The organism is Streptomyces sp. NPDC007971, assembly GCF_042958635.1.
Taxonomy (GTDB): domain Bacteria; phylum Actinomycetota; class Actinomycetes; order Streptomycetales; family Streptomycetaceae; genus Streptomyces.
On the sequence record NZ_JBIBJK010000005.1, the window covers coordinates 219,483 to 237,305 of the forward strand.

The following is a 17,823-nucleotide window of genomic DNA, read 5'->3' on the forward strand; positions in this document are numbered from 1 at the left end:
GTCGGCTCAGGCCGGTTTCGGGGCCGGCACCTTCGCGGTGAACTGCTCCGCCTGGAGCGCGTACAGCTCGGCGTAGACACCACCCCTGGCCAGGAGTTCGTCCGGCGTGCCGGACTCCACCAGCCGCCCGTGCTCCAGCACGTGCACCAGGTCGGCGTGGCGGACCGAGGCCAGCCGGTGGGTGATCAGGACGACGGTCTGGCCACCGCCCGCCAGTGCCCGGATCTTGTCGAACACCTCCAGTTCGGCGCGCGCGTCCAGTGCCGCCGTCGGCTCGTCCACGATCAGAATGTGCCCGCGCCGGTAGGCGGCCCGGGCGATGCCGAGGCGCTGCCACTGGCCGCCGGACAGCTCGTGCCCCCCGCTGAAGTTGCGGGCCAGCAGGGTGTCCAGGCCGCGCGGCAGATCCGCCACCACCTCCTCGGCCCCCGCCTCGGCGACCGCCGCGGCCAGCCGCTCCTCGGTCAGGGGCGCCGACGAACGGCCGACGGCCACGTTCACACGGGCGGTGAACGGCCACCGCTTGAAGTCCTGGGCCACCATCGCGATGCGCTCGGCGAGCATCCTCCGGTCGGCACTCGCCGCGTCGACGCCGTCCCACAGGATCCGGCCGTGGTCCGGGACGTAGAGGCCCGCGAGCAGCTTGACCAGGGTGGTCTTGCCCGAGCCGTTCTCCCCGACGAGCGCGATGATCCGGCCGAGGGGGAGGGCGAGGGTCACGTCGTCGAGGGCCGGGCGGGCCACATCACCCGGATAGCTGAACGTGACGTTCTCGAACCGGATCTCCGCAGGATCCTCAGGTAGCTGACGGCCGCCGGACGGGATGGCCCGCTCCGCCGCCTCGGTGTACAGGCGCTGCAGATCGCCCACGAACAGGGCCTCCTCGTGCAGCTCGTTGATCTCCAGCACCAGCGTGTCCAGGCTCGCCGACCCGGTACGGATCGCGATCACCGCCGTACCGGCCACGGACAGGGCCATCGCACCGGTCAGCAGCAGGGCGCCCAGCGTGGTGTACGTCGCCAGGGTCGCGAGCCCCGTCCAGGCTCCCGCGATCAGGCCGGTGCGGGCGACCAGCCGGGACAGCCTGGCCTGCTCCGCCTCCGCGTTCTCCGACATGGACCGGTAGTGCCGCAGCAGGAACGGGCCGACGCCGTGCACCCGGATCTCGGGAGCCGCGGCGGGCTCGGTGAGCAGGCTGCCGATCAGATGGCCGGCACGGGCGTGCTGCACCCAGGTGTGGAACGACTCGTACCGGCGGCGCGCGTTGGTCAGGGCGCCCCAGGCGCTGGGCAGGGTCATGGTGACCAGCAGCGGCAGCAGCGCCGGGTGCAGCACGGTGAGCACACCGGCCGCGGCGATCAGGGAGATCACCGCGTTGATCACCCGGGCGCCGTACGAGATCATGCGGCGCGCGGACTGGGCGCCGTACTGGGCGGTGTCCAGCAGCTTGTGGAAGGCGTGGTCCTCGATCGCGGCCAGCTCCACGTTCGCCGCCCGCTCCAGATACAGCTCGGTCGCCACCCGCTCCACCTTCGGCTCCAGGCGTCCGGTGGCGTAGACCGAGGCGGCCCGCAGCAGCGCCGCGACCAGCATCACGCCGGCCATGACGGCCAGGGCGGGGGCAGCGGCACGCAGCCGTTGCCCGATGTCGGGGCCGGTGAGCAGCTTGCCGAGCGCGCTGTTCACGGCCAGCAGGCTCACCGCCTGGGCGAGGCCCCGGCCCGCCTCGGCGGCCAGCACGATGCGCGCGGCCCGCGGGTCCGCCGTCCGGGCCAGCCGGAGACTGGACGCCAGCATGCCGGGCAACCGGACCAGCATCGCCCGGAAGCTCAGCTCCAGGAAGGCGTCCGCATGCTCGTTCCAGCCCGTGTCGTACCGCAGCGGCCCGCCGAACAGCAGCCGCTCCGACGCCGAGACCTCAGGATCGTTCGCCCCACGTCTCCTCCCCACTGCACACCCTCCCCGGGCCATGACCGAACGGCCACTATCGCGGGCGGGGACAGCCAAGGGGCAGGGCGCAAGAGGGGGCCTGAGGGGCGTGAAAGAGGTGCGACTGCGGTGGACGGCGGGTGATGGGCGCGCCGGGCGCGCATGCGGCACGGGCGCTGGGTGTGCCGGGTCTGCCGGAGACTCGTATCGTCCGGGTGCTCCGGTTTTTCGGTGGGGCGTTCCGTCCGGGCGTTGGGGGCCTGTGACTGTTGCGTCCAGGGCACAAGGGTCTGCCGGGTCTGCCTGTGACTCATGGTGTTCGAGGCACGAGGGTATGGCCGACACTTCTGCGGACCGGGGGACCAGGATTCGCCCGGTCCGTGTAGCGAGGACTCCCGCGGCTCACCCTGCCGCAGCACACCGGTGGGGCAGGTGCGGCGTCACGCGGGGACGGCGTTCGACCAGTCGGGTGCCGTGCCCGTCACTCGGCACAGGGCCAGGTACAGGGGGATCGGCGGGGTGTAGGGGACGGTGCCGTCGGGGCGGTGGATCAGCCGGGCGGCGGCGGGCACCAGGCCGCCGGGGACGTAGTGGGCGGGGGAGGGCCAGGACAGGGCGTAGTCGGAGTCCGAGGGAACGATCCACCACCAGTGCGTGCCGTCGGCGTAAACACAGCCCACCCGTGGCAGCAGCGGCGCGATCAGCGGTCCGAGGCGGTCGGGTACGGCCACCGCGTCACAGCCGAGCGGCGCCGTCATGCCCTCGGGGACCGGCAGACGACAGGCCGGGTCCGGTGCGTGCCGACGCCGTCCGAGGTGGACCAGGGTGTCCAGACCGAGCGGCCGGCCGACATCGCCCGTGCCGCTCACGGCCGCTCCCCTGCGCGACGCTGACCGGCGAGTCCCGTTCCGTGTCCGGGGAGACTTGTCCCGTGTCCGGGGAGTCCCGTTCCGTGCGTGGCGGGTGCTGTCCCGTGCCCGGGCTGTCCGTGGCGGTGCTGCGTGGGCACCGTTCCGTGCCAGGGCGGCTCGCGGTGCTGTTCCACCGGTCCCGTCCCGTGCCAGGCCCGCCCGAGGTGCTGCTGCACCGGTCCCGCCCCGTGCTGGGCCTGTGCTTCCTCCTCCTCGCCCGGGCCGGGCGAGGGATCCGGCTTGGCACGGGCGCCCCAGCCCAGGTCGTTGCACGGTCCGGCGGTGTCCTGGGCGGCGTCGGACCGTGCAACGACCAGTTCTGCCCAGACCAGCAGCCCGGGGCCGTGTTCATGGGCACCCCAGGCCCGGCACAACGCGTCGACGAGAAGCAACCCCCTCCCGTGCTCCTCGTCGGGTCGCTGCGGGGACGGGTGGGGTTCGCCGGGCGCACAGCCCTCGTCGTACACGGCTATGCGCACCATGTCGTCGTGGCCGTGCAGCTCGCACACGACGCGACTGCTCGCGGTGTGCACGATCGCGTTGGTGACCAGTTCGGACATGACCAGGGACGCGGTGTCGCAGGTGTCCGCGCACACCGACCAGCCGGTCAGCCGGGCACGCGTCAGACGTCGCGCCTGAGCGGGGGAACGCGGATGTGCGGCCAGCTCGAAGCGGAACCGGCGCTCGGCAGCGCCCCCACCGGGGATCGCTTGCTCCCCCACTCTCGAACGCGTTCGAGTGGGGGGACCCCCATCGGCACCGAGGCCGGGGCGGCCTGCGGCGGCGTCTGTTCCTAAGGGCGCGGACGGAATCACGCTTGCCACTATCTCCCCGCCGCGAACACTTGGCAAGTGTCACTCTGAAAAATGCAGAGTGCAGTGTGACTCGGTCAAAGGGCGTGGCACACTGCTCGCAACAGCACCTTGAGCGGCGCCAATTGGGACAGCCGTCGATCCGGCCGGATCGTCGCATATGTCTTCGAACGGCGCCGCAGGGCTGTCGGGATTCTTTTGCCGGAGCGGTAATTTCTGTCGGAGGTGGGAGCGTGAGCGAGCCGCGGTCCGCGCCGACCGTGGGCCAGGTGGTCCTCGGCCGGCGCCTGCTGGACCTGCGGGAACGCGCCGGGCTCAAGCGCGAGGAGGCCGCCCGTGTGCTCCGCGTCGCCCCCGCCACCGTCCGCCGCATGGAGATGGCCGAGGTCGCCCTCAAGATCCCGTACCTGCAACTTCTGCTGAAGGCCTACGGAGTTCCGGACGGCGAGGCCGACGTCTTCGTCCAGCTGGCCGAGGAGGCCAACAAGCCCGGCTGGTGGCAGCGGTTCCACGACATCCTGCCGGGCTGGTTCTCGATGTACGTCAGCCTGGAGGGCGCCGCCGCCCTCATCCGTTCCTACGAACCGCATTTCGTCCCCGGCCTGCTGCAGACCGAGGACTACGCGCGCGGAGTGCTGAAATCGGGCGCCATCGGCCAGACGAGCCCCGACGACATCGAGCGGCACGTCGCCCTGCGCATGCAGCGCCAGGATCTGCTCACCCGTTCCGACGCCCCGCGCTTCTGGGCGGTGATGGACGAGACGGCCCTGCGCCGTCCGGTCGGCGGTCCGGAGGTGATGCGCGCGCAGATCGACAGGTTGCTCGAGGCCACGAAGCTGCCTCATGTGACGCTCCAGGTCGCCCCGTTCGTCAACGGACCGCACCCGGGGACGTACGGGCCCTTCGTGCTCTTCCGGTTCGCCATGGCGGAACTGCCGGACATGGTCTACAGCGAGTACCTGACCGGCGCCGTCTACCTGGACGCGCGATCCGAGGTGGCGACCCATCTGGAGGTCATGGACCGCATGGCGGCACAGGCCGCCACGGCGCAACGCACGAAGGAGATCCTCCAGGATCTCCGCAAGGAGCTGTGAATGGACCGCATCGAACCGCGCGGACGTGTCTACAACGGCATGCCCGCGCGGGAGTTGGGCAGCGAGGGCTGGCACAAGCCCTGGAGCGGCGGCAACGGCGGCAACTGCCTGGAGGCGATGAAGCTCGCCGACGGCAGGATCGCCGTACGCCAGTCGACGGACCCGGACGGACCCGCGCTGATCTACACCACGGACGAGATGACCGCCTTCATCGAGGGTGCCAAGGCGGGGGAGGCCGACTTCCTGCTCTCCTGACGTGCCGATGGTTGTTGCTTGCTTCTTGTTCAACTTGCTTGTCGTGATGTCGACTTGGTTATGAACTTGATCATTCGGTGTGTCGGCCGCCCGCGGCGGGGAGGGCCGGCGGCTACCGGCCACCGACTGCATGGTCACCGACGGCCGGCTGCCGGTAACTGGCTGCCGGGTATCGACCACCGACTCTCTACTACCGGCTCTCGGCTCTCGGCTCTCGGCTCGCGGGTATCGGGTATCGGCTGCCGGTCCTCGACCACCGGCCTTCGGTTGTCGGCCCTGTCGGCCCTCGGTCCCGAGTTCGGCTGTGTGCAGGCCTGAACCCTCACGCAGGCGGGAGCACCCCGCACAGCGCCTCCAGCGCCGCGCCGTAGTCGTGTTCCGGCGGTGTGGCATACCCGACCACCAGGCCGTCGGGTGCCGGCATCTGCGTCCCGGGATGGCGGAAGGCGGCGAGTCCGTCCAGGGCCACCCCCTGCCAGGCGGCCGCCTTCACCGCGGACCGCTCGGTGCCGGGCGGGAGCCTCAGCACCGCGTGCAGCCCCGCTGCGATGCCGGTCACCTCGATGTGCGGCGCGTGCGCGGCGAGCGCCGCGACCAGCCGGTCGCGCCGACGCCGGTAGCACTGCCGCATACGCCGCACATGACGGTCGTACGACCCGGAACCCAGGAAGTCCGCGAGGGCGAGCTGATCCAGTACGCTCGCCCACGCCTCGCGCTCGCCCTTGGCCGCGAGCACGGGCCCGACATGACGCTCGGGCAACACCATCCAGCCCAGCCGCAGCGCCGGTGACAGGCTCTTGCTGACCGAGCCGATGTGGATCACCCGCTCCGGATCGAGGCCCTGCAGCGCACCGACGGGTCTGCGGTCGTACCGGAACTCGCCGTCGTAGTCGTCCTCCACCACCACCGCCTCGCGCGCGCGTGCCCAGTCGATCACTGCCGTCCGGCGCTCCGGGTGCAGCGGACCTCCGGTCGGGAACTGGTGCGCGGGCGTCAGCAGCACGGCCCGCTCCCGCCCCAGCGCGTCCACCCGCGCCCCGTGCTCGTCCAGCGGGAGCGGCACGGTCCGCACGCCCGCCGTGGCGAGCAGCTCGCGGTGGAAGCCCAGCCCGTACGCCTCCACCGCCAGCGGCCCGCGCAGCACACCCCCGCCGCCCTGCCCGAACAGCAGGCGCAACGCGTGCGCGAAGCCGGAGCAGACGACGATCCGGTCCGGCTCGCAGCGCACCCCGCGCGCGCGGGCCAGGTACTCCGAGAGCGCCTCCCGCAGTTCCCGGCGCCCGGCGGGATCCCCGGGCCCGAACGCCTCGCTCGGCGCCGCCTGCAACGCCCGGCGGTACGCGGCCGACCAGGCCGTCCGCGGGAAGGCCGACGCGTCCGGAGTGCCCTGCGTCAGGTCGTGCCGCGGCCCGTGCGCGCGGACAGGTGCCTTCCGGGGCACTCGCCCGGGCCGTCGCGGCGGCTGCGCCCTCCCCCGCTGCCCCGAGGGCGCGGACGGTACCCCCATCGCGACCCGGGTGCCCGAGCCCTGCCGGGCGGTGAGCCAGCCCTCCGCGACCAGTTCCGCGTACGCGTCGGCGACGGTGTTGCGGGCCACGCCCAGATCGGCCGCGAGCGAGCGGTAGGGCGGCAGCCGGGTGCCGGGCGCCAGCCGCCCGCTGCGCACGGCCTCGCGCAGCGCCCGGATCAGCGCAGCCCGGCGCCCGCCGGGCCCCGACAGCTCCAGATGAAGGTCGACACCGATCCGCTCCGCCGAATTGACCCATGATTCCACCACAAAATTGAACTCTACAGCCGGTCATTCGCTCCCATAGGTTGAAGCACATGACGACGAACACGATCAGCACCGCGAACACCACGGCCGCAACGACCTCCACCTCCGCCGCCGGCAGCGCCGAGGCGATCACCGTGGCCGGGACCGCCCGCACCCGCCTGGACTTCGCGAAGGCGGCGCCGAAGGCCTTCCGGGCTCTCATCGGCTTCGACGCCGCAGCGCGCGAGGGCCTCGACCCCGCCCTCGTCGAGCTGATCCAGATCCGCGCGTCGCACCTCAACCACTGCGCCTACTGCCTCCACATGCACACCAATGACGCCCGCAGGGCCGGCGAGAGCGAGGACCGGCTGCACATGGTCGCGGTCTGGCGCGAGGCGCGGCACTTCTTCACCCCGAAGGAGCAGGCGGCCCTCGCCCTGACCGAGGCGGTCACCCTGGTCGCCGACGCGGGCGTCCCCGACACGGCGTACGAGGAGGCGGCCGGCCACTTCGACGAGACCGAACTGGCCCGTGTACTCGCCCTGATCTTCGCCATCAACACCTGGAACCGTGTGGCCCTGGCGACGGCGAAGGTGGCGGGCACGGACGAGCGCCGCCGCTGACCCTTCGCGGTGACAGCCGCCGGCACCGGGATCGGAGACCGCCGGCACCGGGGTCGGCGGCCGTCAGTGTCTCGGCCCGCCGGCCGGCAGGGACTCGCCCGCCACGGGCCTCCCGCCCGCCACGGGCCTCCCGCCCGCCACGGGCCTCCCGGCCGCCACCGGCTACACGGCCATCGGGCGGTCGGTCGGCGATATCGGCGCCGGCAACCGTGAACCTCCCGTCAGGTACCGGTCCACGGCTGCCGCCACCGCCCGCCCCTCCGCGATCGCCCACACGATGAGCGACTGGCCGCGAGCCGCGTCCCCGGCGGCGAACACGCCGGCGACGTTGGTCGCGAAGCCGCTGTCGCGGGCGATCGTGCCTCGCGGCTCCATCATCAGCCCCAGCTGATCGACGAGCCCGTCCTCCCGGTCGGGCCCGGAGAAGCCGAGCGCGAGCAGCACCAGGTCGGCGGGCAGTGTCCGCCCGGTGCCGGGCACCGGCTGCCGGCGCTCGTCCACCTCGACCAGGTGCAGTGTCCGCACATGCCCGCTGTCGTCCCCGTCGAAGCGCAGGGTGGACGCCGCGAACAGCCGCGCGTCCGCGTCCGCCGCCGGGGCCGTCCGCAGGTCCCGCGCCTCCTCGTGCGCGGCCGACAGCCGGTAGATCTTCGGGTACGTCGGCCACGGTTCGACGTCCTCGTCGCGCCCGGCATCGGGCTGTGCGTAGATGTCCAGCTGGGTCACGGACGCGGCCCCCTCGCGCACCGCCGTCCCCAGACAGTCGGCCCCTGTGTCCCCACCGCCCACGATCACCACGTGCCGGCCGGCCGCGGACAGCGGCGAGACCTCCAGATCCCCCTCGCACACCCGGTTGGAAAGCGGCAGGTACTCCATCGCCTGGTGTATTCCGTCCAACTCCCGGCCCGGCACCGGAAGTTCCCGCCACGCCGTCGCGCCCGTGGCCAGCACCACCGCGTCGTAGCGCGCCCGCAGATCCGTCGCCGCAACATCCCGCCCGACCGCCGTCGACGTGCGGAACCTCGTGCCCTCGGCCCGCATCTGCTGCACCCGCCGCTCCAGATGCCTCTTCTCCATCTTGAACTCGGGGATGCCGTACCGCATGAGCCCCCCGATCCGGTCGTCCTTCTCGTACACGGCGACGGTGTGCCCCGCCCGGGTCAGCTGCTGTGCCGCGGCGAGCCCGGTCGGCCCCGAGCCGATCACCGCGACGGTCTTGCCCGACAGCCGATCCGGGGGCCGCGGCGGGATGAAACCTTCCTCCCAGGCACGGTCGGCGATCGCACACTCGACGTTCTTGATCGTCACGGCCGGCTGATTGATCGCGAGCACGCACCCGGCCTCACAGGGCGCCGGACACAGCCGCCCGGTGAACTCGGGGAAGTTGTTCGTCGCGTGCAGCCGGTCGCTCGCCGCACGCCAGTCCTCGCGGGAGACCAGGTCGTTCCACTCCGGGATCAGATTGCCCAGCGGGCACGCGTCGTGGCAGAAGGGGATGCCGCAGTCCATGCAGCGGTCCGCCTGCTTGCTGATGATGGGCAGCAGCGCTCCCGGGACGTAGACCTCGTCCCAGTCCCGGACCCGTTCCTCGACGGGCCGCCGCGGCCACTCCTGGCGTGGCGTCGTCATGAACCCCTTGGGATCGGCCATGGTCGTCTTCCTCGCGTACGTGTACCGGGAGGTACTGGGTGTACGACGGGCCGTGCCTCATCGGGCGGCACTCTTTCGGCCACGATACGTCCGAGCCGACACCCGCGCAGAGGGGCGGGACAGCGCTTGCCGGGGGCTTTTCCCAGTCTGGGGCCGACCTGCCCGCCGATCCCCCCGCAGGGGATGTTCAGGCCAGGGCCAGCAGGTACACCACGGCCGCCGCGGCGGAGGCGGCCGCGCGGACGTGGTTCCAGAACGTCCACTCGCGCACATAGACCGGCCAGTAGACCGCCGCTTCCGGGCTGCCCGGGGCCAGCCCGGCCAGTCTGTCGTTGCGGGGCACGTTCGCGACCATGGTCACTCCGAAGGAGCCGAGCAGATACAGCGCGCTGCCCAGCAGCAGCCCCACCGTCCCGTCGTCCGGCCACACCACGAAGGTCACCACCGCGATCACCGCGCACAGCACCGCCGAACCGGTGAACACCAGCATGAAGGCGGGCCGCACGGCGGCCACGTTGATCGCGTTCATCGCGGCGACGCCCTGCGCGGGCGGCAGCGCGGCCAGGCCCCGCATCACGAACGTCGAGAACCCGCAGAAGACACCGGCCACCAGCCCGGTGCCCAGCACACCCAGCACGATCAGTACGAAAAACGGCCCGCCGATCACGATCACACCCCACTCCCGCAGCGTCCCGGGCCGATGCCCGGCGTCAGCCTTTCCTCACAGGGAAGGCGCAGGACGGCCGCCCCACCATGGCCACGCCTCGCGGCGCCATGCGCGAGCGTCCAGATCATGCACCCGGCCCGGCCCGATGCACCCGGTCCGCTGCACCCGGCCCGGCCTGATGAACCCGGTCCGGCCCGATGATCCCGCTCACCCGACGCCGGACGTCTCGCCCCACGCCCGCAGCACGCTCTCCACGGTCCCCGCGATCCGCCGCCGCGCCTCGTACCTCGGCACCCCCCGCATCAGCAGTTGGTCGTACGGCGTGTCGACGTGCCGTATCCCCGCCACGACGGCGGAGATCACCGCCCCCTCCGACAGCGCCCGCCCCGCCGCGCTGCGCCCGACCCGTCCGCTGCCCCGCACGGACGCGTGCGCCGCGATGGCCCGGGCCCGCTCGTCCGGACAGCCGGGAAAGAGCCTCAGGATCTCCGCCGCGAACGCCGCCGCGAACCGCTCGTCCTCCACCGCCCTGCGCCGGGCGTCCCGTGCCCTACGCCGACGCCTTGCCTCGGCGTCCGCCAGGCACCGTGCCTCGGCCCGGGCCAGCGCCGGCTCCTCCACGAGCACGCCCTGCCGCTCGTACCGGCTCTTGCGCCGGTTGAACCGCACCACGACCACCGACAGCGTGCTCTCCTCCCGGGCCCTGCGCGTGAGTGCCGTGTCACCGCGCGGCAGGAACACCAGATGCGCCAGGTCGGCGCAGACGAGGCAGCGCGGCGCCCCGTCCTCCAGCACGAGCAGCGACAACAGCCCGCGCCGGCAGCCGGCACAGCGCTTGCTCCGCAGGGGCTGGACGACGACAAGTCCGCCGGGAACGACGGGAGTTGCATAGCGAGCCATATGCGCTTCTTTCCCCTCACAGCCGTCGGCTCCCACACCGCCCCGCGCCCCTTCTTGGATTCCCCGGTCCGGAGTGGCGTCGGCCGCCGTTTCCGTGGCCGCAGCAGGACCCTGCCGCCGTCGCCCGCCGACCCCACCCGGCATCATGGGCGTTGTGCGACTGGAAGCGATCACCTGGGACCGGCTCGCCGAGCAGCTGGCCGACCGGCTGCTCGCGCTGAAGCCGGCCGACGCGGGTCCCTGGCCCCGTGTCGGCTTCGACGGGGCACCGGCCGCCCGCCCCGGTGACCTCGCCGAGCGCGTCGCCGAGGCGCTGCGCGTGCGGGGCAGGCCGTCGTTGGTCGTCGGCGCCGAGGGCTTTCTGCGCCCCGCCTCGCTCCGCCTGGAACACGGGCGACGGGATGCGGAGTCGTACTACAGCGGCTGGTTCGACACGGGCGCTCTGTGGCGCGAGGTCTTCGGCCCGCTCGGCCCCGAAGGCACCGGCCGTGTCCTGCCCGACCTGTGGGACCCGGTCACCGACCGTGCCACCCGCAGTCCGTACGTCCCACTTCCACCAGGCGGAATCCTGCTGCTGCACGGGCCCCTCCTGCTGCGCCACTGGTTCCCGTTCGACCTGACCGTCCACGTCCTCCTCTCCCCGGGTGCCCTGCGCCGCCGTACGCCGGAGGCCGACCACTGGACGCTGCCCGCCTTCCGGCGCTACGAGGCGGACACCGACCCGGCCGGCACGGCCGACGTCCTCGTGCGCGCCGACGATCCGCGGCACCCCGCCTGGAACGGCTGACCCGAAGGACCCGTGCCGCGCTCCTTCCGCATCAGCCCGGCGGGCTTGCCGTCTACAGCCAGCCGTTGCGCCTGAAGCCCCGGTAGAGCGCGAAGCAGGACGCCGCCATAACGCTCATGACGAGCGGATAGCCGAACCGCCAGTGCAGCTCCGGCATGTGGTCGAAATTCATGCCGTAGACCCCGCACACCATCGTCGGCACCGCGATCACGGCCGCCCAGGCCGTGATCTTCCGCATGTCCTCGTTCTGCGCGACCGTCACCTGCGCGAGGTGCGCCTGCAGGATGGAGTTGAGCAGTTCGTCGAACGCGGCTATCTGGTCCTTGGCCCGCATCAGATGATCGAGCACATCCCTGAAGTAGGCCTGTATCTCCGGGTCGACCACCCGTATCGGCCGGGTGGCCAGATCCTCCACCGGCCGGGCGAGCGGCACCACCGCCCGCTTCAGTTCGAGGAGTTCACGCTTCATCTGGTAGATGCGCCCCGGGTCGGCTCGTGCGCCGTTCTCCGAGAACACGTCGGTCTCGACCTGGTCGATGTCCGCCTGCACCGCGTCCGTGACGTTCAGGTAGTCGTCCACGACATGGTCGGCGATCGCGTGCAGCACTGCCGCCGGCCCCTTGGCGAGCTGCTGCGGATCGGCCTCCAGCTCCTCACGCAGAGGGCCCAGCGAACCGTGCCGCCCGTGCCGCACCGTGATGACGAACTCCTCGCCGACGAACACCATGATCTCGCCGGTGTCGACCACCTCGCTCGTCGCCGTCAGCTTTTCGTGCTCCACGTAGCAGACGGTCTTGAACACCGCGAAGAGCGTCTCCCCGTAACGCTCCACCTTGGGGCGCTGATGGGCCTCCACCGCGTCCTCCACGGCCAGCGGGTGCAGGTCGAACAGCTCCGCGATGCCCGCGAACTCACGGTCCGTCGGCTCGTGCAGCCCCAGCCAGACGAACCCCTCCCCGGTCTTGCGTACCTTCTCCACGGCATCCACCAGATCGGCGCACCCCGGCACCCGGACCCCGTCCTGGTACGTCACGCAGTTCACGACCGAGGAACCCAGCGGTGACCTGGCGGGATGGCTCAGGTCCACGCGCGGCTGCCGCCGGGCCAGCCGCGCCACCTTGCGCAGGCCGCCGACCCTGCCCAGCCCCGTGACCTTCCGCAGATTCCCTGCCATGGACATCTGGATCTCCTCGCGTGGATCTCCTTGCACAGCGCTTTCGCGCCTTGACCGGCAAGTGTGCCAGTCCGGCGCAAAGGGCGAGTAAGCCTGTGGGAACAACCTGTTCCGCTTTGTTCCCGCCTGTGGGCAACCCATCGCTCCGGACAATCGGGACAACTGGAATGATCGCGGTATGACGCAATCCGACGGATATCTGCTGGACAACCGGCAGACCGAGGCGGCACAGCGCTTCGACGCCTTCGCCTCCCTCTTCGATCCCACGACCTTCCGGCATCTGGAGGCGCTCGGGCTCGGGCCGGGCGGACACTGCTGGGAGGTCGGGGCGGGCGGAACCTCCGTCGTCTCCTGGCTCGCCGAGAAGGTCGGTCCTGCCGGCCGGGTCGTCGCGACCGATCTCGACACCTCGCTGCTCACCCCTGTGGCCCGGCCTCCGGTCGAGGCGCGCGTCCACGACGTGGGCACGCAGGAGCCGCCGGGGGAGGGCTTCGACGTGGTGCACGCCCGACTGGTCCTCGTGCATGTCCCGGACCGGGCAAAGGCCCTGAACTCCATGATCGAGGCGCTGCGGCCCGGCGGATGGCTGCTCATCGAGGACGCCGACCCGGCTCTCCAGCCGCTGATCTGCCCCGACGAGTACGGCCCCGAGCAGCGGCTCGCCAACCGGCTGCGCCAGGGCTTCCGCAAGCTGCTCGCCGACCGCGGCGCCGACCTGTCGTACGGCCGCAAGCTTCCGCGTCTGCTCCGGGAGGCCGGGTTGCTCGACGTGCAGGCCGACGCCTACTTCCCCGTGACCTCGCCCGCCTGCACCGCTCTGGAGTCCGCCACGGTCCGGCAGATCCGCGACCGGCTCGTGACCGCGGGCCTCGCCACGGACGAGGAGATCGACCGGCACCTGGCCAACGTGGAAGCGGGCGGCATGGACCTCGTCACCGCACCGATGATCTCCGCCTGGGGTCGCAAGGCCTAGACAGCTGCGTTCGGCGGCCCGAGCGGCCGCCTGCACTGGCGAGGCCGCACCGCGCAGGGGGCGGTTCCGAACGACGACCGACGACGACTCCGTACGGCGTCAGGCTGCGGTGCCCCACGGCGTCCGATGGTGCTTCTGCACGGTGGTCGGCTGCACATGGGCGGGCGCAGGCACGGCCGCCGACTCGCGGAACGCACACTCGCGGAACCGCCGAGGCGTGAAGATCAGCCGCCGAGGCCCCGGTGCGGTGGTCTGCCACCCACCCGTTCCACGGCCCGTGCACCCGCCGCGCACCCCAGCGCCGCCGCTTCGCGCGGATCCGCGCCCGCGACCAGGGCGGCGAGGAACGCGCCGGTGAACGCGTCACCGGCGCCCGTGGTGTCGACGGGCGTCGCCGGCGCGGTCGGAACCCGCGCGACGACGCTCCCGGAACAGGCCACCAGCGCCCCGTTCTCACCCGACTTGGCCACCACCAGCGGCACCAGCCGGCTCAACTCGGCCGCCGCTTCCGCCCAGTCGGTCAGCCCCGTCAGCAGGCACGCCTCGTCCCGGCTGGGCAGCAGCACGTCCAGCCCGTCCGCGAACGCCAGGAAACGGTCCACCCCGAGCGTCATGAGAAAGCCTGCCGAGGCCGGGTCCAGGCTGACCGGCACGCCACGCGCCCCTGCCGCCGCACGGGCGACCCCGGCGAGCGCCCGGCTCGGCTCCGAGAACAGCAGGTAGCCCGACAGATGGAGCCGGGCGACCCCGTCGAGCAACTCGTCCGACCAGTCGGCCGGTTCGAGCCTCAGGGACGCCCCGCTGTCCGTGAGGAACGTCCGCTCGGCCGCCGCGCCCGCGTCGACGAGACAGATCACCGTCCCGGTGGCCGCGTCCGGGTCCACCACCAGCCGGGGCCGCACCCCGGCCGCCACCAGCTCCCGCTCGTGCCACTCCGCCGCGTCCGCGCCCGCCCTCCCCAGCAGCCTTACGTGCGCACAGCCCGCGTGTGCCGCCCAGCAGGCCACGTTGGCGCCCGCACCGCCCGGCAGGGTCCGGACCGAGGCGGCCGTGTCGGTGCCGGCCGCGAGCGGCCCGCGGTGCCGGGCGACGACGTCCGTGACGACGTCCCCCACGACCAGCAGCGCTCCGTCCCGGCCCGCGGTCACCCCCTGGTCCACGCTGCCGCGATCCGGGCCGCCAGCCGCACATTGCCGCGCACGGCGGCCAGATTGGCGTCCAGTGAGGCGCCGTCCGTGTGCCGGACCAGGAAGTCGAGCAGGAACGGCGTGACCGCCTGGCCGGTGATCCCCTGCTCCTCCAGGGCGCGCAGCGCGTCGGCGAGCACGCGCGCGTGCAGCCCGGGATCGAGTTGCTGTTCCTCGGGCACGGGGTTGGCGACGATCAGCGCCGACTCCGCCGCGCCGAGCGCGTCCTGCGCCCGCATGACGTCCGCGGCCTGCTCAGGGCTCTGCAGCGTCCAGTCGACCGGATGCCCGGAGTCGGACAGGTAGAAGCCGGGGAACCGGTCGGTGCGGTATCCGGCGACCGCCACGCCCAGTGTCTCCAGCCGCTGGAGGGTCGCGGGCACATCCAGGATGGACTTCACGCCCGCGCACACCACGGTGATCCGCGTCCGTGCCAGCAGGCCCAGATCGGCCGACTCGTCCTGGGTCACCGTCCACTCCCGGTGCACTCCGCCCAGCCCGCCCGTGGCGAACACCCGGACACCCGCCAATGCCGCCAGCTGCGCGGTCGCCGACACCGTGGTCGCCCCGCTCACCCCTGCCGCCACGGCCTGCGGGAGGTCACGGTGGCCCAGCTTGCGGATGCCGTCCTCGTTCGCGATCCGCTCCAACTGCTCCTTGTCCAGGCCGATCCGCGGGCGCCCGTCCAGTACGGCGATGGTCGCGGGTACGGCGCCCTCCTGCCGCACCGCGTCCTCCAGCTCCAGCGCCACCTGCTGATTGCGCGGACGGGGCAGCCCATGGGCGATGATCGTGGACTCCAGGGCCACCACCGGCCGCCGTGCATCGATCGCGGCCCTGACTTCTTCCGACACCACCAGCACCACGTGCCCGCCTCCTGTCCGTCGGTCCTTCCTCATCTCTGGCGGGCGGCACGGCCGGCTAAACGCTTGCGGTCTGTGGGGGACACCACCAGCCTGGGCCGCATGACGAACCACACCACGCGTCTCGACCACGTCGTCCTGTGGGTGTCGGACCCGGTTGCGGCGGCCGACTTCTACGAGAGCGCCGTCGGGCTGGAGCCCCTGAGGGTCGCCGAGTTCAGCGAGGGAGAGGTGTCGTTCCCCTCCGTCCGCGTCAACGAGGAGACCATCCTCGACCTCGCACCGCGCAGCCTCGCGGAGCGCATGAACATGCTCCCGGGCTCCGCCGACAGCGCCGGTCACCCCGTCAACCACGTCTGCCTGTCGCTGCCGTCCGCCGGCTTCGACGCCCTGCTCGCCCGCCTGGAGACCCGCGGCGTCCCCGTGACCGACATCGGCCACGACTCCTTCGGCGCCCGCGGGAAGGCCATGCGCAGCTTCTACTTCCGGGACCCGGACGGCAACGTCCTCGAAGCCCGGCACTACGCATAGCGCCGCTCAGAAGAGCGGCTCGGGCAGCACACCCTCCAGGGCGAGCAGCTTCCGCTTGGTCTCCAGGCCGCCCCCGAAGCCGCCGATGCCGCCGTCGCTCTCCACCACCCGGTGGCACGGCACGACGAGCGGCAGCGGATTGGAGCCCATCGCCGCGCCCACCGCCTGGGCCCCGCCCGGCTGCCCGACCCGGCCGGCCAGGTCGCCGTACCCGACCACCGTGCCGTACGGGACTCCGGAGGCCAGCTCGCGCAGCACCTGCCGGTTGAAGCCCGAGATCAGCGACCAGTCCAGGGGCAGGTCGAAGCCATGACGCCCGCCCGCGAAGTACTCCACGACCTGTCGTATCGCCTCGGCCAGCACAGGGGAGTCCGGGTCCTCGGCGGGCTCGGTGCCCAGCCGGGACGCCAGCCGCTCCAGAGCCTGCTCGCGCACCGCGTCCGTGGCGTGGAAGACGACGTTGACCAGTCCCTCGCGTGTCGCCGCCAGCATCAGCGGGCCGATGCCGGTGTCCACGACGGCCCACACGACCCGCAGCTCGTCCTGCCCATGGCTGTCCATGTGCCCACCGTACGACCCGCCACTGACAACGCCCGTCGTGCCGGGGGCACGCTCAGTCCGACCCCAGCGCCGCCCGCACCACGTCGGGCTTGTTACTGATGAGCCCGTCGACTCCGTAGCCGCTGACCGTACGGGCGGCGGCGGCGTCGTTCACCGTCCAGGCGAACACTCCGAGCGGCCTGCCGTGCGGCCCCTCGACGGCGTGCACGGCGCAGACGTAGACCTTGGAGATCGAGCCGTAGGAGGGATTGATCAGGTCGGCGAAGCGCGCGTACTCCTGCAACTGCACCACGGAGGGTTTGCCGAGGTAGGCGGTGGTGAGGGCCGGCTTGAGCTCGTGGACGGTGCGCACGCTGTCGGCGCTGAAGCTCTGCACGATCAGCCGCCCCAGGTGCTGCTGGTCCAGCCAGCCCTCGTTGCCGAGCAGCTTCAGGGTCTGCTGCTCGATGCCGGGGTACAGCTCCGGGTTCTTGATCTCCAGGAGCAGTTTCTCGTGGTTGTGCTCGATCCGGCGCATGTACTGCGAGAGGGTCGGCACGCGCGTGCCCGCGAAGGCGGAGGAGAACCAGCTGCCGGCATCCAGCCGCGCGATCTCGGCGGCGGTGAAGTCCTTCACCTTCCAGGGCGCCCGGTCCGGAAAGACGTTCTTCACATTCGTGGTGCGCTCCAGACTGTCGTCGTGGATGACGACCAGTTCGCCGTCCTTGGTGCGCTGCACGTCGTTCTCGACCCAGGAGAAGCCCAGCTTCGCCGCCCTGTCGATGGAGGCCAGGGTGTTCTCCGGCGCGTAGGCCGAGGCCCCGCGGTGTGCGATGACGGTGGGCTCGCCGGACTCGCCCGCCCGTGCGACGGGCGTGGGACTCAACAGGGCGGCGGCCCCCAGGACGGCCGCGGCGATGGCGGCGACTACGCGCGCGTGCATGCGTACTCCTCGCGTCGAGTGAATACCGACAGCACCAGCTTGACAGCAGAGAGTAAACGTTACTCGTGTGCAGAAAGCCCACACATTGAACGGAGATGTCCAGGTCCGCTCACGGGGGCCGCACAAGTGGGGCAGGGCCGTGTTTCTTTGCCGGAAAATCGTTCGACCATTCCGGTGGGGGTCATACTCTCTGCGTCAACCCTGACCGCCGTCGCGGTCCTGGGGCGGGGG

17 protein-coding genes and 1 pseudogene are annotated in these 17,823 nt (G+C 72.0%); 6 read left to right on the forward strand and 12 right to left on the reverse strand.

Going from position 1 to position 17,823, the window contains the following annotated elements; genetic code table 11:
- Positions 1-6: 6 nt before the first annotated feature.
- The 3 genes and pseudogenes from ACFZCP_RS12310 to ACFZCP_RS12320 all read right to left on the reverse strand — a co-directional run.
- Positions 7-1,971, reverse strand: a complete 1,965-nt coding sequence (locus ACFZCP_RS12310; RefSeq protein ID WP_391426521.1) for an ATP-binding cassette domain-containing protein — start codon at positions 1,969-1,971, stop codon at positions 7-9.
- A 398-nt stretch (positions 1,972-2,369) separates the two neighbouring features.
- Entirely contained in the window at positions 2,370-2,798 is a 429-nt protein-coding gene (locus tag ACFZCP_RS12315; protein ID WP_391426523.1) for a hypothetical protein, read from the reverse strand.
- Between the two features lie 233 nt (positions 2,799-3,031).
- Positions 3,032-3,664 (reverse strand): annotated as a pseudogene (locus ACFZCP_RS12320) (ATP-binding protein); the annotation flags it as partial.
- 221 nt (positions 3,665-3,885) lie between these two features.
- Here ACFZCP_RS12320 and ACFZCP_RS12325 point away from each other — a divergent pair.
- On the forward strand, positions 3,886-4,746 hold the full coding sequence (locus tag ACFZCP_RS12325; RefSeq protein ID WP_391426525.1) for a Scr1 family TA system antitoxin-like transcriptional regulator: 861 nt from the start codon (positions 3,886-3,888) through the stop codon (positions 4,744-4,746).
- Entirely contained in the window at positions 4,747-5,001 is a 255-nt protein-coding gene (locus ACFZCP_RS12330; RefSeq protein WP_362680254.1) for a DUF397 domain-containing protein, read from the forward strand.
- Between the two features lie 322 nt (positions 5,002-5,323).
- On the opposite strand, the gene ACFZCP_RS12335 is transcribed toward ACFZCP_RS12330, so the two are convergent.
- On the reverse strand, positions 5,324-6,778 hold the full coding sequence (locus ACFZCP_RS12335) for an aminotransferase class I/II-fold pyridoxal phosphate-dependent enzyme (RefSeq protein WP_391426527.1): 1,455 nt from the start codon (positions 6,776-6,778) through the stop codon (positions 5,324-5,326).
- 47 nt (positions 6,779-6,825) lie between these two features.
- Between ACFZCP_RS12335 and ACFZCP_RS12340 the strand changes: the two genes are divergently transcribed.
- On the forward strand, positions 6,826-7,377 hold the full coding sequence (locus ACFZCP_RS12340) for a carboxymuconolactone decarboxylase family protein (protein WP_391426529.1): 552 nt from the start codon (positions 6,826-6,828) through the stop codon (positions 7,375-7,377).
- Positions 7,378-7,539: 162 nt separating this feature from the next.
- On the opposite strand, the gene ACFZCP_RS12345 is transcribed toward ACFZCP_RS12340, so the two are convergent.
- The 3 genes from ACFZCP_RS12345 to ACFZCP_RS12355 form a co-directional block, all read right to left on the reverse strand.
- Positions 7,540-9,027, reverse strand: coding sequence for a glutamate synthase subunit beta (locus tag ACFZCP_RS12345; protein WP_362680263.1), 1,488 nt, complete (start codon positions 9,025-9,027; stop codon positions 7,540-7,542).
- 187 nt (positions 9,028-9,214) lie between these two features.
- The gene (locus ACFZCP_RS12350) at positions 9,215-9,694 is read right to left on the reverse strand and encodes an anthrone oxygenase family protein (protein ID WP_362680599.1); all 480 of its coding nucleotides are present in this window, start codon (positions 9,692-9,694) and stop codon (positions 9,215-9,217) included.
- 207 nt (positions 9,695-9,901) lie between these two features.
- The gene (locus ACFZCP_RS12355; protein WP_391426532.1) at positions 9,902-10,594 is read right to left on the reverse strand and encodes a DUF2293 domain-containing protein; all 693 of its coding nucleotides are present in this window, start codon (positions 10,592-10,594) and stop codon (positions 9,902-9,904) included.
- Between the two features lie 154 nt (positions 10,595-10,748).
- Between ACFZCP_RS12355 and ACFZCP_RS12360 the strand changes: the two genes are divergently transcribed.
- Complete coding sequence (locus ACFZCP_RS12360) at positions 10,749-11,381, forward strand: uridine kinase (RefSeq protein WP_391426534.1); 633 nt, start codon at positions 10,749-10,751, stop codon at positions 11,379-11,381.
- Between the two features lie 52 nt (positions 11,382-11,433).
- Here ACFZCP_RS12360 and corA read toward each other — a convergent pair whose 3' ends face one another.
- Positions 11,434-12,561, reverse strand: coding sequence for a magnesium/cobalt transporter CorA (corA, locus tag ACFZCP_RS12365; RefSeq protein WP_391426535.1), 1,128 nt, complete (start codon positions 12,559-12,561; stop codon positions 11,434-11,436).
- A gap of 172 nt (positions 12,562-12,733) precedes the next feature.
- Between corA and ACFZCP_RS12370 the strand changes: the two genes are divergently transcribed.
- On the forward strand, positions 12,734-13,528 hold the full coding sequence (locus ACFZCP_RS12370) for a methyltransferase domain-containing protein (protein WP_362680275.1): 795 nt from the start codon (positions 12,734-12,736) through the stop codon (positions 13,526-13,528).
- Positions 13,529-13,752: 224 nt separating this feature from the next.
- On the opposite strand, the gene ACFZCP_RS12375 is transcribed toward ACFZCP_RS12370, so the two are convergent.
- Together ACFZCP_RS12375 and ACFZCP_RS12380 are read right to left on the reverse strand one after the other, a co-directional pair.
- On the reverse strand, positions 13,753-14,688 hold the full coding sequence (locus ACFZCP_RS12375) for a PfkB family carbohydrate kinase (RefSeq protein WP_391426537.1): 936 nt from the start codon (positions 14,686-14,688) through the stop codon (positions 13,753-13,755).
- The gene (locus ACFZCP_RS12380) at positions 14,673-15,581 is read right to left on the reverse strand and encodes a pseudouridine-5'-phosphate glycosidase (RefSeq protein WP_362680281.1); all 909 of its coding nucleotides are present in this window, start codon (positions 15,579-15,581) and stop codon (positions 14,673-14,675) included. Before ACFZCP_RS12380 ends, ACFZCP_RS12375 begins: the two co-directional genes overlap by 16 nt.
- Before the next feature lie 99 nt (positions 15,582-15,680).
- Here ACFZCP_RS12380 and ACFZCP_RS12385 point away from each other — a divergent pair, with 99 nt between their 5' ends.
- Positions 15,681-16,109, forward strand: a complete 429-nt coding sequence (locus tag ACFZCP_RS12385; RefSeq protein WP_391426539.1) for a VOC family protein — start codon at positions 15,681-15,683, stop codon at positions 16,107-16,109.
- Positions 16,110-16,115: 6 nt separating this feature from the next.
- On the opposite strand, the gene ACFZCP_RS12390 is transcribed toward ACFZCP_RS12385, so the two are convergent.
- Together ACFZCP_RS12390 and ACFZCP_RS12395 are read right to left on the reverse strand one after the other, a co-directional pair.
- On the reverse strand, positions 16,116-16,670 hold the full coding sequence (locus ACFZCP_RS12390) for a methylated-DNA--[protein]-cysteine S-methyltransferase (protein WP_391426541.1): 555 nt from the start codon (positions 16,668-16,670) through the stop codon (positions 16,116-16,118).
- A gap of 52 nt (positions 16,671-16,722) precedes the next feature.
- Complete coding sequence (locus ACFZCP_RS12395) at positions 16,723-17,592, reverse strand: glycerophosphodiester phosphodiesterase family protein (RefSeq protein ID WP_391426543.1); 870 nt, start codon at positions 17,590-17,592, stop codon at positions 16,723-16,725.
- Positions 17,593-17,823 lie beyond the last annotated feature (231 nt).